This window comes from Metapseudomonas phytobenefica, assembly GCF_043392685.1.
Classification (GTDB): Bacteria; Pseudomonadota; Gammaproteobacteria; order Pseudomonadales; family Pseudomonadaceae; genus Metapseudomonas.
Genome location: NZ_JBHZGM010000046.1, coordinates 1 through 13669, shown reverse-complemented (window position 1 = coordinate 13669; position 13669 = coordinate 1). Strand labels below are relative to the sequence as shown.

The following is a 13669-nucleotide window of genomic DNA, read 5'->3' as shown; positions in this document are numbered from 1 at the left end:
TGCAGGCGGCCCGGCGCAACCGCCTGCTAGCGTTAAGCAGACCCTGCGAATGGAGACTGCCATGACCGAACTGCACACCGGCGGCTGCCACTGTGGGCGGCTGCGCTATAGCGTCGAGGCGAGCTTGACCGACGTTGCCCACTGCCATTGCTCGATCTGCCGACGGACCACCGGCGGCATCGTCACCACCTGGGCCACGGTACCCTTGGCGAGCTTCCGCTGGACCGCCGGCACTCCGGCCGAATACGCCTCGTCTGCCAGCTGCGTCCGTTACTTCTGCGCGAACTGCGGCAGCCAGCTGGCGCTGATCACCCAGCTCGCCCCGGACACCCTGGACCTGACGGTAGCCACCCTGGACCGGCCCGAAGCCGTTCCGCCGGACCGGCATATCTGGGTGAAGAACCGCATTCCCTGGCTGCATCTGGACCCGCAATTGCCGGAGGAGGATGAGGAGGCATTGTGAGCGGGCAATGATGGGTATCGCAGGCTCCACCCATCCTACGGGGCCTGCATCCTGTCTCGATCGTAGGATGGGGCGGGCGGCGCTCCGCGAGCGGAGCGATCCCCATCAGCAAGGGATCAAGGGAGCACCAGTCCGCCGGCGTCCTTGTGCAACTGGCGCAGGTGCGCGCCGATGGCCTTGAGGTTCGCCTCGGTGGCGTTGAGCTCGGCCAGGCGCTGGGGCTCCAGCAAGCTGCGGACTTCGCGGTCGAGGTCATCGCTGAGTTTGCGCATGGTCTGCTGGCGGCTGCTGCTTTCGGCTTCCAGGCGTTGCCACTCGGCGCTTTGCGGCAGGCCGTAGCCGCCTTGCAGCAGCTCCGCCGGGCGGCTGAGGAAACCGCTGTTGGCGAGCATCTGTTCCAGGGTGCCGCCGGCCTTGGCGAAACGGGTCTGCCCGGCCTGTTCGCGGGAGCTGAGGTAATTGCGCTTGAGCTCGTCCTGGGCCAGCAGCAGCTGGCGGCGCTGGGCGGCCTGTTCCAGCAGGAGCAGGGCGGCGCTCGCGCGCAGGTCGGCCTTGTCGAACCAGGGGCGGCGCTGTTCGGCGGAGAGTTCCAGCCAGTCTTCCACTTGTTCCTGGGGCACCTTCAGGCGCTCGCGGAGGATCTTGAACATGGCCTGGTAACGGTCGCGGAAGGAGTCGAAGCGATAGCCCAGGCGCAGGGCTTCCCTGGGATCTTCCAGGGGCGTGGGGTCGGCCACGCCGCGGCCTTCCAGGAGCTTCAGGAGGCCGTTGGGCATGATGCTGTCGAGGTCGCGCAGGGCCGGGTGGTCGGTGCCGCTGCGCAACAGCTTGAGGGTTTCCACGGCGCAGTTGTTGGAGAGGAACCAGTAGTCGCCGTCGTAGCTCCAGTGCATCTCAGCGGCGTGTTCCACCAGGGCTTCCACTTCCTCGCGGCTGAGCTTGAGCGGCACCGAGGCGAGGCTGCGCAGTTCCACCTTGGTGTATTCCTCGATCACCTGGTGCAGCGGAAGCACGAACAGGCGCGACGGGTAGGCGCCGGTGAGGCCGTCCCAGCTGGAGAGCTGCACGTCGCCGACGAAGGCGCGGTAGGACAGCACCAGGTGCTGGTCGAGGTCGAGGCGGCAGTCCGGCCCGCGCGGGCGGCCGGGGGCGCAGATGACCAGTCGCAGCATGCTGTGGCCCCAGCGGCTCACCCAGTTCTGGTTGGCTTCGGCGAACAGGTAGTCCACCTCGTAGACGCGCTCGGGGTCGAGCTTGCCCAGGGGCTGCTTGCCGAAGTCGCGACCGGCGTTGAGATAGGCGTAGCCGTCATTGCAGGCAGCCTGCGCCTCCGGCGCCCAGCCGAAGTGTTCGCGGTAGTGGCGATAGAGCGCCGGGCGGCGGCAGCCATAGGCCGGGTCGAGGAGGAAGTACTCCATGTTCACCGCGACGAATTCGCGGGGGTTCGACAGCTCGTAGATATCCGGGCTGCGCGCCACCTGGTGGTTGTCCTGCTCGCGCTGGCCGCGCCTGCCCACGTACTGCGGCCAGCCGGCGAGGTCGAGCAGGCGCGGGTCGTCGCTCAGGGTGAAGCGGCGTTGGGTCTGCCCACGGCAGTCACCAGGCAGGCCCACCAGGCCGTTGCTGCCGGCCTGGTTGCGGCAGCGGAACTGCTGCGTCTTCTCGGCGGAGGACCAGAGCCGCGCACGGTCGTAGATGTGGGTCAGTTCGTGGAGCACGGTGGCGAGCAGTTCGCGACGCACCGTGCCGTGGATGCGGTTGGTCTGCTGGGTCGCCGCGCTGCCGTCGGTGAGGCCCGCCAGCAGGTTGCGGTTGAGCACCAGGGCGTCGAAGCGGGTGGCTCGGCCGTAGCCATTCTCCGGCAGGTCATCGCTCCAGCCGACTTCCACTTCCCGGTCCAGGCGCTGGATAAAGGTCGGCGGCAGGGCCGCGAGGGCCTCGTCCAGCAATTGCTGGCTGGCCTGGCGCTGGGTCGCGGTCAGCCCCTCGTCATCCAGTACCAGGCGCAAGTCGGCCTGGGCACTGCCTGCCAGCAGCAGGCCGCCCAGGCAGATTCGGCGCAACCAGGTGTTCAGGGGCGGATGCTCTTGGGGTCAGAGGGCGACGATGCTTTCCGCCAGGGCCAGGTCGCTGGCCTCGCGGGCTTGCGGGAAGCGTTCGCGCAGGGCGGCGAAGGCGGCTTCCAGCTGGGCGCCACGGATCTCGCCGGCACTGGCGACGAAGCTGGCGGCGTCGTCACGGGCGGCGACCACGACCTTCATGTCACGGATAGAGGTGGTGGTGTCGGAGGTGAAATCGAGGGTGCGGTCCAGCGCGCGGACGATGATGTTGCTGGTCGCCACCAGGGTCTGGGCCTGGGCGGCACCGGCAACGAGGGAAAGGGCGATGGCTGCGACAGACAGCGAGCGGCGCATGGAAGCTCTCCGTTGAAGTTTCTAAGGCATTGGACGGAAATGCCCGTCGGCAGTTCTCAGCCTCGGGCGCAGGGCGCGAAGGTTAGCGGAATGGGCGGACGAGAGCCAGGCGGCGCGCGGCGTGCAGCCCGTTGGGCCGCGACTGGCGCGGCCCGGAGGGTGCCGTCAGAGGGCGAGGATGGCCTGGGCCAGTTGCAGGTCGCTGGCCGCCAGTTGCGGTTGGGCGCTGCGGATGTGCTTGAACGCGGCTTCCAGCTGGGCGCCACGGATATCGCCAGCGCTGGCGACGAAGCTGGCGGCGTCGTCACGGGCGGCGAGCACGATCTTGTCGTCCTTGAACGAGGAAGTGACGTCGGACGTGGCGTCCGAGGTGGCGGCAACGGCACCGACGACGGCGTCAGTGGTAACCACGAAGCTGGTGGCCGAAGCGCTGGTGGCGAGCGCCAGCAGGGTGGCGGCACTGAGCAGGCGAAGAGAGGTCATGGGAGGCTCCTTTTACTGACCGGAACAGCGGCGTGAAAAATGCCGCCGACTGGGAGGAAAGCCTAGTCAAAGTGGGGCTTGCAGGCCAGTACTGGCCACGCGCCTGTGAATGGCGGATGCGCGTCGGAGAGGTGATGCGTTCCGACGCGCGTGCTGCACACCGGTACTCAACGCCAGAAGGGACGCCCCAGCTCCTGGTCGCGATCGCTCGGGCTGATCCCCACATCGGCCAGGGCGCGGTCGTCCAGCCGGGCGAGCTGGTGCCGGGTGCGGACGTTGCGTCGCCACTGGGCCAGGGTGGCGAAGGCGCGCAGGTACCAGTGGCTGCGCGGGCGGCTGGATTCGAACTGGGCAGTGGCAGTGAGGGTACGGTCCATGGCGCTTTTCCTTCCCGCTGCGGCGCGGGGACGGGTTATGGAAGGCCATGATCCCGTTCCGTGGCGAGACTGTGCAGTCACAGCTGATTCGAATTGTGCTGCATCAGATTTTGGTTTTCATAAACTGTACTGGTCGGATCCGGAGCAGCTGTGTCGGGGCTGCGTCGTAGGCGGCGCCGCGCGCACCGGGAGGTCCGGGAATATCGGTGCGCGCTTCAGTCGCCGGATATTTCCGGGCCCCAGAAACGACGAAACCCGTCGCGGGTGGCGACGGGTTCTGTCTGGGTGTTGCTTGCGGGCTTCCTGGCCCGGCGAACTGCTTAGCGCCAGAAGGGCTTGTTCAGTTCGGCTTCGCGCTGTGCTTCGCTGATGCCGGCGTCGGCCAGCAGGCGCTGGTCCAGCATGGCCAGTTGATGACGGCTGGCGATGCGGCGCTGCCACAGCAGCAGGGTGGAAACGGCGCGCAGGGCCCACGAGGTTTTCGGGGATTGCTCGGCGCTTTCGAACATCAGGTCGGAACTGAGGGTACGTTCCATGGCGGCAGGTCCTTCCCGCTTGTGACGGGGCTTGGTTATCAACTGGTGCCTATGATGGACCCGGAACAGCCGCCGCTGTAGTCACAGTTGCTCCAAATTGTGTTGGTCTTTATTAGCATGCTTATCAACTGTTTTGCTGAAAAACGGCTCAACTGTATGGGTTACCGGTTGAATCGCTCGTGATTCAACCGAGTACAACAGTTTTTCCTGTACAAACAACAAATGGCAGTGTTTTTGAACAGTACAGTTCTGGATTTTCAGAAACTGTTTTCAGGGCTTCCCGTCAGAATCTTTGGTTACAAGCCCATAACTGTTCTGCTTCGAGCGGATCAGCTGGCCAGCATCCGGCCGGTTTCTTCCAGATTGATATGCCAGGACATGGCTTCGCGCAGCAGGTGCGGGGTATGGCCGCCCTTGGCGCAGGCGCGCTCGAAGTAGTCCTGCAGTTCGCTGCGGTAATCCGGGTGCACGCAGTTGTCGATGATCGCCCGGGCGCGCTCGCGCGGCGCCAGGCCGCGCAGGTCGGCCAGGCCCTGTTCGGTGACCAGGATGTCCACGTCGTGCTCGGTGTGGTCCACATGGCTGACCATGGGCACCACGCTGGAAATGGCGCCGCCCTTGGCGATGGACTTGGTGACGAAGATGGCGAGGTGGGCGTTGCGGGCGAAGTCGCCGGAGCCGCCGATGCCGTTCATCATTTTCGTCCCGCCCACGTGGGTGGAGTTGACGTTGCCGTAGATGTCGAACTCCAGGGCGGTGTTGATGCCGATGATCCCCAGGCGCCGCACCACTTCGGGGTGGTTGGAGATTTCCTGGGGACGCAGGACCAGCTTGTCCTTGTAGTGCTCGAGGTTGCCGAAGACGTCGCTGTTGCGGCGCGCGGACAGGGTGATGGAGCTGCCCGAGGCGAAGCTCAGCTTGCCGGCGTCGATCAGGTCGAAGGTGGAGTCCTGCAGCACCTCGGAGTACATGCTGAGGTTTTCGAAGGGCGACTCGATCAGGCCGCACATCACTGCGTTGGCGATGCTGCCGATGCCGGCCTGCAGCGGCGCGAGGCTGTTGCTCATGCGCCCGGTTTCCACTTCACGCTTGAAGAAGTCGATCAGGTGGTCGGCGATGGCCTGGGTCTCGTGGTCCGGCGGCAGCACGGTGGACAGAGAGTCCGGCTGGTCGGTGATGACGATGGCGGCGATCTTGGCCGGGTCGATCGGGATGGCGGTGGTGCCGATGCGGTCGTCCACGCGGGTCAGCGGGATCGGTGTGCGGGTCGGCCGGTAGGTCGGGATATAGATGTCGTGCAGGCCTTCCAGGTTGGGGTTGTGGGCCAGGTTGATCTCGACGATCACGCGCTTGGCGAAGATCGCGAAGCTGGCGGAGTTGCCCACGGAAGTGGTCGGCACGATGTGGCCCTGCTCGGTGATGGCCACGGCTTCGATCACGGCGATGTCGGGCAGCTTGAGCTGGTGGTTGCGCAGTTGCTCGACGGTTTCCGACAGGTGCTGGTCGATGAACATCACCGAGCCTTCATTGATCGCCTTGCGCAGGGTGCTGTCCACCTGGAAGGGCATGCGGCGGGCCAGCACTCCGGCTTCGGTGAGCTGCTTGTCGAGGTCGTTGCCCAGGCTTGCGCCGGTCATGAGGCTGATCTGCAGCGGCTGTTCCCTGGCTCGCTCGGCCAGCGCCTGGGGCACGGCCTTGGCTTCGCCGGCGCGGGTGAAGCCGCTCATGCCGACGGTCATGCCGTCTTCGATCAGGGCAGCGGCTTCGGCCGCACTCATCACTTTGCCCAGCAGGGAGGACAGGCGCACGCGATCTGAGTACATGGGAAAAACCTCGGACAACGGGGTAGGAGCCGCGCAGTCTAGGGGCTGACGGGGTGTACGGCTTCTATACCAAGGTCGAAGAAATGGCTCTATCCGGGGCCTTTCGTCGGAGCAAAGCTGCCCCAGAACGAAAACCCCGGCACAAGGCCGGGGTCTTCGCTGGGGCTGGGCGGGGATCAGTCCACGGCCTTGACCATGTCCTCGATCACCTTCTTGGCGTCGCCGAACACCATCATGGTCTTGTCCATGTAGAACAGCTCGTTGTCCAGACCGGCGTAGCCGCTGGCCATGGAGCGCTTGTTGACGATGATGGTCTTGGCCTTGAAGGCTTCCAGGATCGGCATGCCGGCAATCGGCGACTTCGGATCGTTCTTCGCTGCCGGGTTGACCACGTCGTTGGCGCCGAGTACCAGTACCACGTCGGCCTGGCCGAACTCGGAGTTGATGTCTTCCATCTCGAACACCTGCTCGTAAGGTACTTCGGCCTCGGCCAGCAGGACGTTCATGTGGCCCGGCATGCGGCCGGCAACCGGGTGGATCGCGTACTTCACGTTTACGCCACGGTGGGATAGCTTCTCGGACAGCTCCATCAGCGCGTGCTGGGCACGGGCTACCGCCAGGCCGTAGCCGGGGACGATGATCACGCTGTCGGCGTTGGTCAGCAGGAAGGCCGCGTCGTCGGACGAACCGGACTTCACCGGGCGCTGCTCCTGGCTGCCGCCCGAGGCGCCGGCATCGGCTTCGGCGCCGAAGCCACCGAGGATGACGTTGAAGAAGGAGCGGTTCATCGCCTTGCACATGATGTAGGAGAGGATCGCACCCGAGGAGCCCACCAGGGAGCCGGCGATGATCAGCATCGAGTTGTTCAGCGAGAAGCCGATACCGGCCGCCGCCCAGCCCGAGTAGCTGTTGAGCATGGACACCACTACCGGCATGTCGGCGCCGCCGATCGGGATGATGATCAGCACGCCGATGACGAAGGCCAGCGCCACCAGCAGGGCGAAGGCAGCGATGTTGCCGGTGAAGGTGAAGTACAGGCCGAGGGCGATGATCGCCAGGCCCACCAGCAGGTTCAGCTTGTGCTGGCCGGCGAACTGCACCGGGGCACCCTGGAACAGGCGGAACTTGTACTTGCCGGACAACTTGCCGAAGGCGATGACCGAGCCGGAGAAGGTGATGGCACCGATGGCCGCGCCGAGGAACAGCTCCAGGCGGTTACCCGCCGGGATGGCGTCACCCAGGGCGGCAACGATGCCCAGGGATTGCGGTTCGACCACGGCAGCGATGGCGATGAACACCGCGGCCAGACCGATCATGCTGTGCATGAAGGCCACCAGCTCCGGCATCTTGGTCATTTCGACGCGCTTGGCCATGATCGAGCCGGCGGTGCCGCCGATCAGCAGGCCGACCGCGACGTAGCCAATGCCCTGGGTAGCGAGGTCCGCACCCAGCTTATAGATGAGGCCGATGGTGGTGAGCACCGCGATGGCCATGCCGACCATGCCGAACAGGTTGCCGCGACGCGACGAAGTCGGGTGCGACAGGCCCTTGAGTGCCTGGATGAAGCACACCGAGGCGACGAGGTAGAGAACAGTGATCAGGTTCATGCTCATGGTCAGTGCTTCTCCGCCTGCGCCTTCGGCGCTTTCTTCTTGAACATTTCCAGCATGCGACGGGTGACCAGGAAGCCACCGAAGACGTTCACTGCGGCCAGCGCCACTGCCAGGGTGCCCATGGTCTTGCCCAGTGGGGTGACGGTGAGGGCGGCGGCCAGCATGGCGCCGACGATCACGATCGCCGAGATGGCGTTGGTCACGGCCATCAGCGGGGTGTGCAGCGCCGGGGTGACGTTCCACACCACGTGGTAGCCGACGTAGATCGCCAGCACGAAGATGATGATGTTGTAGATGCCGTCAGAAATCAGATCCATGTCCGCTTCCCCTTAGCCGTTGTTACGGACGACCTGGCCGTCGCGGCACATCAGGCACGCGGCGACGATGTCGTCTTCGAGGTTGAGATGGAACTGGCCGTCCTTGTCGATGACCAGCTTGAGGAAGTCCAGCAGGTTGCGCGCGTAGAGGGCCGACGCATCCGCCGGCACCATGGCTGCCAGGTTGCTGTGGCCGACGATGGTCACGCCGTGTTTGACCACCACCTGGTCGGCCTCGGTCAGCGGGCAGTTGCCGCCCTGGGCTGCGGCCAGGTCGATGACCACGGAGCCCGGCTTCATTTCGGCGACGGTGGCCTCGTGCAGCAGGGTCGGAGCCTTGCGGCCCGGAATCAGCGCGGTGGTGATGACGATATCGGCCTGCTTGGCGCGCTCGTGCACGGCCTTGGCCTGGCGCTCCATCCAGGAGGCCGGCATTGGACGGGCGTAGCCGCCGACACCCTGGGCGCATTCACGTTCTTCGTCGGTCTCGAAGGGCACATCGACGAACTTGGCGCCGAGGGATTCGATCTGTTCCTTCACCGCCGGACGCACGTCGGAGGCTTCGATCACCGCGCCCAGGCGCTTGGCCGTGGCGATGGCCTGCAGGCCGGCGACGCCAGCGCCGAGGATCAGCACGCGAGCGGCCTTAACGGTGCCGGCGGCTGTCATCAGCATGGGCATGAAGCGCGGGTAGTGGTTGGCCGCGAGCATCACCGCCTTGTAGCCGGCGATGTTGGCCTGGGAGGACAGCACGTCGAGGCTCTGGGCGCGGGAGGTGCGCGGCGCCGCTTCGAGGGCGAAGGCAGTGATGCCGCGGGCGTTCATGCGCGCGATGGTCTCGTTGCTGAAGGGGTTGAGCATGCCGACCAGCACGGCGCCTGCGCGCATGTGGGCCAGTTCGGCCTCGGTCGGTGCAACCACTTTCAGTACCAGGTCGGCGCCGAAGGCGGCGGAGTCGTTGCCGATGGCGGCGCCAACGGCTTCATAGGCGCTGTCCGGAATGCAGGCGCTGACGCCAGCACCGCTTTGCACCGTCACCTGGTGGCCCTGGCTCACCAGCTTCTTGATGGTCTCGGGTGTCGCGGCAACCCGCGTCTCCCCGGCGTGGGTTTCGAGAGGAACACCGATGTGCACTTCAAATCTCCTGCGTGATCGATCTGGTGAACCAGTGCACTACGGGTGGTGCTCTGGCGAGGCGGATCCGCCTTTCAACAGCCTGGTATCGCAACAGCCGAAACCTAGGAGGCGCGGCATTCTGCAATCGGAATCGCAACTGCTTCAAGCAGTTCTGGAGTTAAACGTTGAAATAACTACAAGTCATATTCCGACCCTGTGTCCCCGGTTTCCATTCCAGGCCCCGTCGCCGCTGGATGAGACCTCATCCGCTGGGTCGACCCGGACGCGAGGTCGATCCCGGAGCTGAATGACTTTCCATAAAAGCGGCGCCAGCACGGGCTTGCAGTCCGCAACATCCTGCCGCTAATGGCTGGCGCACTGATAATCAGACTTTTTAATAGTTGCCATAAGGCTGCGGAAAATGGGCGTTCTGTAGCTTTTGAAAGTGACTGACTACAGGGTCAGGATTGCGATTTTCAGCCGTCTGGCATGGGGAAGCGTAGTTCGCGTGCAACCCAGGCGCCTCGCGGGCTGCGCCAATTTGTCGCGGGTGCCGTAATGGGAGCGGACGATGTCGCACGGGCGGAATAATGAACTGGTAGCTGCCGATGTCCTGGTTGGAAAAACCTTCGGCCAGCGAGGTGCCGCCGATGTTGGTCTGGAAGCTCAGGCCATGGAGGCGGATGTCTTCCGGGTACTCGGTGAAGCAGCGCGCACTGGGGACGGGGTGTTGCTACCTGGGGTGACAGCCTGCGGTCAGTCCAGTCCGGCGCCGCTCCGGTAGGTACGCGCGGCGTCCACCAGCCAGTCGCGGAAGGCGATCAGGGCGGCGGATTCGAGCTTGCGTTCGGGGATGATCAGGTAATAGGCCTTGTCGCTACGGAAGCTGTGGGCGTGGGCGATCACCAGGCGGCCGTCGGCCAGCTCGCGCTGGATCAGGAAGGGCGGGATCAGCGCCACGCCCATCTCGTGCATCGCTGCCTGGGCGAGCATGGAAAAGAGTTCGTAGCGCGGTCCGCTGAGGTCGCGGGCGACGTTCATCCCGAGGGAGCCGAACCACTGGCGCCAGGCATAGGGGCGGGTGGTCTGCTGCAGCAAGGGCAGGCGGGCGATGGCCTCGGCGTCCAGGCCCTGCTGGCCCTCCAACAGCGCGGGGCTGCATACCGGCACCGAGTTTTCGTGCATCAGGAAGTCGGCGCGAGTGCCCGACCATTCGGCATCACCGAAGTAGATGGCGGCATCGAAGTCGGTGTCGGCGAAGAGGAAGGGGCGGGTACGGTTGGTCAGGTTGACCGTCACCTCCGGATGCAGGCGCTGGAAGTCCTTCAGCCGGGGCAGCAGCCACTGGGTGCCGAAGGTGGGCACAATGGCCAGCTCCACGGTCATCGCGCCTTGCTGGCCCATCACCGCCAGGGTGTCGCGTTCCACCGCGTCGAGTTGCGCGGCGATGCGGCGTGAATAGGCCAGGCCGGCCTCGGTCAGCTTCACCCCGCGCCGCGAGCGGCGGAACAGCTCCAGGCCGAGAAACTCCTCCAGCCCGGCGATCTGTCGGCAAATGGCGCTCTGGGTCAGCGCCAGTTCCTCGGCGGCCTTGGTGAAACTCTGGTGGCGGGCGGCGGACTCGAAGGCGACCAGGGCGCCGGTACTGGGGATCTTGCGGCGCATGCTGTACCTCTGGTTCACAAATAATGGCGTGAAAATGGGGTGTTTCGCTTTTCGAAGTGAAAAATTAGCACAACAGAATGCGAAATCCTCGTTTGTCCGATACGGCCTAGGCTGTCTAGGATGCAACGACACTGATAAGGCAGGGTCCCATGTTGGCCCGGCCCCTGAACCCCGCTTACCGAGGACACTCCCATGGCCGCCAAAGCAAGCTTCAACTGGATCGACCCGCTGCTGCTGGATCAGCAACTCACCGAAGAAGAGCGCATGGTGCGCGACAGCGCCCAGCAGTTCGCAGCCGACAAGCTGGCCCCGCGCGTCCTCGAAGCCTTCCGCCATGAGCAGACCGATCCGGCGATCTTCCGCGAGATGGGCGAGACCGGCCTGCTCGGCGCGACCATTCCGGAAGCCTACGGCGGCAGCGGCCTGAACTATGTGTGCTACGGCCTGATTGCCCGCGAAGTCGAGCGCGTCGATTCCGGCTACCGCTCGATGATGAGCGTGCAGTCGTCCCTGGTGATGGTGCCGATCAACGAGTTCGGCAACGAAGCCACCAAGCAGAAGTACCTGCCGAAGCTCGCCAGCGGCGAGTACATCGGCTGCTTCGGCCTGACCGAGCCGAACCACGGTTCCGACCCGGGCTCGATGATCACCCGCGCCAAGAAGGTCGACGGTGGCTACCGCCTGACCGGCAACAAGATGTGGATCACCAACAGCCCGATCGCCGACGTCTTCGTGGTCTGGGCCAAGGACGATGCCGGCGAGATCCGTGGCTTCGTGCTGGAGAAGGGCTGGCAGGGCCTGTCCGCCCCGGCTATCCACGGCAAGGTCGGCCTGCGCGCCTCCATCACCGGCGAGATCGTGATGGACAACGTGTTCGTGCCGGAAGAGAACGCGTTTCCTGATGTACGCGGCCTGCGTGGTCCGTTCACCTGCCTGAACTCCGCTCGCTACGGCATCTCCTGGGGCGCCCTGGGTGCCGCCGAAGCCTGCTGGCACACCGCTCGCCAGTACGTGCTGGACCGCAACCAGTTCGGCCGCCCGCTGGCCGCCAACCAGCTGATCCAGAAGAAGCTGGCCGACATGCAGACCGAGATCACCCTGGCCCTGCAAGGCTGCCTGCGTCTGGGCCGCATGAAGGACGAAGGCACCGCCGCGGTGGAGATCACCTCGATCATGAAGCGCAACTCCTGTGGCAAGGCGCTGGATATCGCGCGGATGGCCCGCGACATGCTGGGCGGCAACGGCATCTCCGACGAGTTCGGCGTGGCCCGTCACCTGGTCAACCTGGAAGTGGTGAACACCTATGAAGGTACCCACGACATCCACGCGCTGATCCTCGGTCGCGCGCAGACCGGCATCCAGGCGTTCTTCTGATCCCCGGCTGGGCCTTGCTTCTATATAGAGGCGAGGCCCCGAGCCCTTTCGCGAACCCAGGTGATCCCATGGCTGGCGCTCTCTCCCATATCCGTGTGCTCGACCTCTCCCGCGTGCTGGCCGGCCCCTGGTCCGGCCAGATCCTCGCGGACTTGGGGGCCGAGGTAATCAAGGTTGAACGGCCGGGCTCCGGCGACGACACCCGTGCCTGGGGACCGCCCTTCCTCAAGGGCTCCGATGGCCGGGATACCAGCGAGGCCGCGTATTTCCTCTCGGCCAACCGCAACAAGCAGTCGGTGACCGTCGACTTCACCCGTCCCGAGGGCCAGAAACTGGTTCGCGAACTGGCGGCGAAGTCCGACATCCTCATCGAGAATTTCAAGGTGGGTGGCCTGGCGGCCTATGGGCTGGACTATGAATCGCTGAAGGCCATCAACCCACGCCTCATCTATTGCTCCATCACCGGCTTCGGCCAGTTCGGCCCCTATGCCAAGCGTGCCGGTTACGACTTCATGATCCAGGGCCTGGGTGGGCTGATGAGCATCACCGGCCGTGCCGATCAGGAAGAGGGCGCCGGTCCGGTCAAGGTCGGCGTGGCGCTGACCGACATCCTCACCGGGCTCTACTCCTCCGTGGCCATGCTGGCCGCCCTGGCTTCGCGGGACATCACCGGCAAGGGGCAGCACATCGACATGGCCCTGCTCGACGTGCAGGTGGCTTGCCTGGCCAACCAGGCGATGAACTACCTGACCACGGGCAATCCACCCCGGCGCCTGGGCAATGCCCATCCGAACATAGTGCCGTATCAGGATTTTCCGACTGCGGATGGGAATTTCATCCTCACCGTGGGGAACGACAGCCAATTCCGCAAGTTTTGCGAGGTCGCCGGTCATCGGGAGTGGGCGGACGACCCGCGTTTTTCAACCAACAAGGCGCGAGTAGCACATCGTGCCGAATTGATTCCGATGATTCGCCAGGTCACCGTCTTCAAGACCACGGCCGAATGGGTGAGCGCATTGGAGGCGTTCGGTGTGCCCTGCGGGCCGATCAACGACCTGGCGGCGGTATTCGCCGATCCCCAGGTGCAGGCACGCGGTCTGCGCGTCGAGCTGGAACATCCCTTGGCCGGCGTGGTGCCGCAGGTGGCCAGTCCGCTGCGCCTTTCCGAGACACCGGTGGAGTACCGCATGCCGCCGCCGCTTCTCGGCGAACATACCCAGGAGGTGCTGCAGCGCGTGCTGGGCCTGGCTGCGGAGCAGGTGGAAGCCCTGCGCAAGGCGGACGTCATCTAGCCCTTCTTATATAGGTGCGAAAGGCGTGCTGAAGATACTTTCAGAAAAGTGTTGACGGCAGATTCTGCATCCCTATAATGCGCCCCACTTCCGGCGCAGTCTCCAAGAAAAACTCCTTGTAGATCAATGGGTTAAGTTATTGGTGAGGTGTTGGAAGGGTTCGCTTCGAGAAGTTCGCCGCTGGCGAATGAGGCTG

General features: G+C 64.9%; 13 protein-coding genes and 1 pseudogene. 3 read left to right on the top strand and 11 right to left on the bottom strand.

What is annotated here, in order from left to right; translation table 11 throughout:
• The first annotated feature begins 61 nt into the window (after positions 1-61).
• The gene (locus ACFW0B_RS24285) at positions 62-463 is read left to right on the top strand and encodes a GFA family protein (protein WP_449151524.1); all 402 of its coding nucleotides are present in this window, start codon (positions 62-64) and stop codon (positions 461-463) included.
• A 116-nt stretch (positions 464-579) separates the two neighbouring features.
• On the opposite strand, the gene ACFW0B_RS24280 is transcribed toward ACFW0B_RS24285, so the two are convergent.
• The 11 genes and pseudogenes from ACFW0B_RS24280 to ACFW0B_RS24230 all read right to left on the bottom strand — a co-directional run bounded on the left by ACFW0B_RS24280 (position 580) and on the right by ACFW0B_RS24230 (position 10807).
• Positions 580-2526: an Lnb N-terminal periplasmic domain-containing protein gene (locus ACFW0B_RS24280; protein WP_459251730.1), complete on the bottom strand. Its 1947-nt coding sequence runs from the start codon at positions 2524-2526 to the stop codon at positions 580-582.
• A 30-nt stretch (positions 2527-2556) separates the two neighbouring features.
• Entirely contained in the window at positions 2557-2877 is a 321-nt protein-coding gene (locus tag ACFW0B_RS24275; RefSeq protein WP_449151523.1) for a DUF2388 domain-containing protein, read from the bottom strand.
• Positions 2878-3042: 165 nt separating this feature from the next.
• Positions 3043-3360 (bottom strand): DUF2388 domain-containing protein, encoded by a 318-nt coding sequence (locus ACFW0B_RS24270; protein WP_449151522.1) that lies wholly within the window; start codon positions 3358-3360, stop codon positions 3043-3045.
• 167 nt (positions 3361-3527) lie between these two features.
• The gene (locus tag ACFW0B_RS24265) at positions 3528-3737 is read right to left on the bottom strand and encodes a DUF1127 domain-containing protein (RefSeq protein ID WP_449151521.1); all 210 of its coding nucleotides are present in this window, start codon (positions 3735-3737) and stop codon (positions 3528-3530) included.
• A gap of 320 nt (positions 3738-4057) precedes the next feature.
• Positions 4058-4273: a DUF1127 domain-containing protein gene (locus tag ACFW0B_RS24260; RefSeq protein ID WP_449151520.1), complete on the bottom strand. Its 216-nt coding sequence runs from the start codon at positions 4271-4273 to the stop codon at positions 4058-4060.
• A gap of 329 nt (positions 4274-4602) precedes the next feature.
• Positions 4603-6096, bottom strand: coding sequence for an acetyl-CoA hydrolase/transferase family protein (locus ACFW0B_RS24255; protein WP_449151519.1), 1494 nt, complete (start codon positions 6094-6096; stop codon positions 4603-4605).
• A 176-nt stretch (positions 6097-6272) separates the two neighbouring features.
• Entirely contained in the window at positions 6273-7709 is a 1437-nt protein-coding gene (locus ACFW0B_RS24250) for an NAD(P)(+) transhydrogenase (Re/Si-specific) subunit beta (protein WP_449151518.1), read from the bottom strand.
• Positions 7710-7711: 2 nt separating this feature from the next.
• Positions 7712-8026: an NAD(P) transhydrogenase subunit alpha part 2 gene (locus ACFW0B_RS24245; protein ID WP_449151517.1), complete on the bottom strand. Its 315-nt coding sequence runs from the start codon at positions 8024-8026 to the stop codon at positions 7712-7714.
• A 12-nt stretch (positions 8027-8038) separates the two neighbouring features.
• Positions 8039-9160: a Re/Si-specific NAD(P)(+) transhydrogenase subunit alpha gene (locus tag ACFW0B_RS24240; protein ID WP_449151516.1), complete on the bottom strand. Its 1122-nt coding sequence runs from the start codon at positions 9158-9160 to the stop codon at positions 8039-8041.
• A 613-nt stretch (positions 9161-9773) separates the two neighbouring features.
• Positions 9774-9848, bottom strand: a pseudogene (locus ACFW0B_RS24235) (hypothetical protein); the annotation flags it as partial.
• A 50-nt stretch (positions 9849-9898) separates the two neighbouring features.
• A complete protein-coding gene (locus ACFW0B_RS24230; RefSeq protein ID WP_449151515.1) occupies positions 9899-10807 on the bottom strand; it encodes a LysR family transcriptional regulator in 909 nt (302 codons plus the stop codon).
• Positions 10808-10999: 192 nt separating this feature from the next.
• Here ACFW0B_RS24230 and ACFW0B_RS24225 point away from each other — a divergent pair, with 192 nt between their 5' ends.
• The gene (locus ACFW0B_RS24225; RefSeq protein ID WP_449151514.1) at positions 11000-12181 is read left to right on the top strand and encodes an acyl-CoA dehydrogenase; all 1182 of its coding nucleotides are present in this window, start codon (positions 11000-11002) and stop codon (positions 12179-12181) included.
• A gap of 68 nt (positions 12182-12249) precedes the next feature.
• Entirely contained in the window at positions 12250-13473 is a 1224-nt protein-coding gene (locus ACFW0B_RS24220; RefSeq protein ID WP_449151513.1) for a CaiB/BaiF CoA transferase family protein, read from the top strand.
• Positions 13474-13669: the final 196 nt, after the last annotated feature.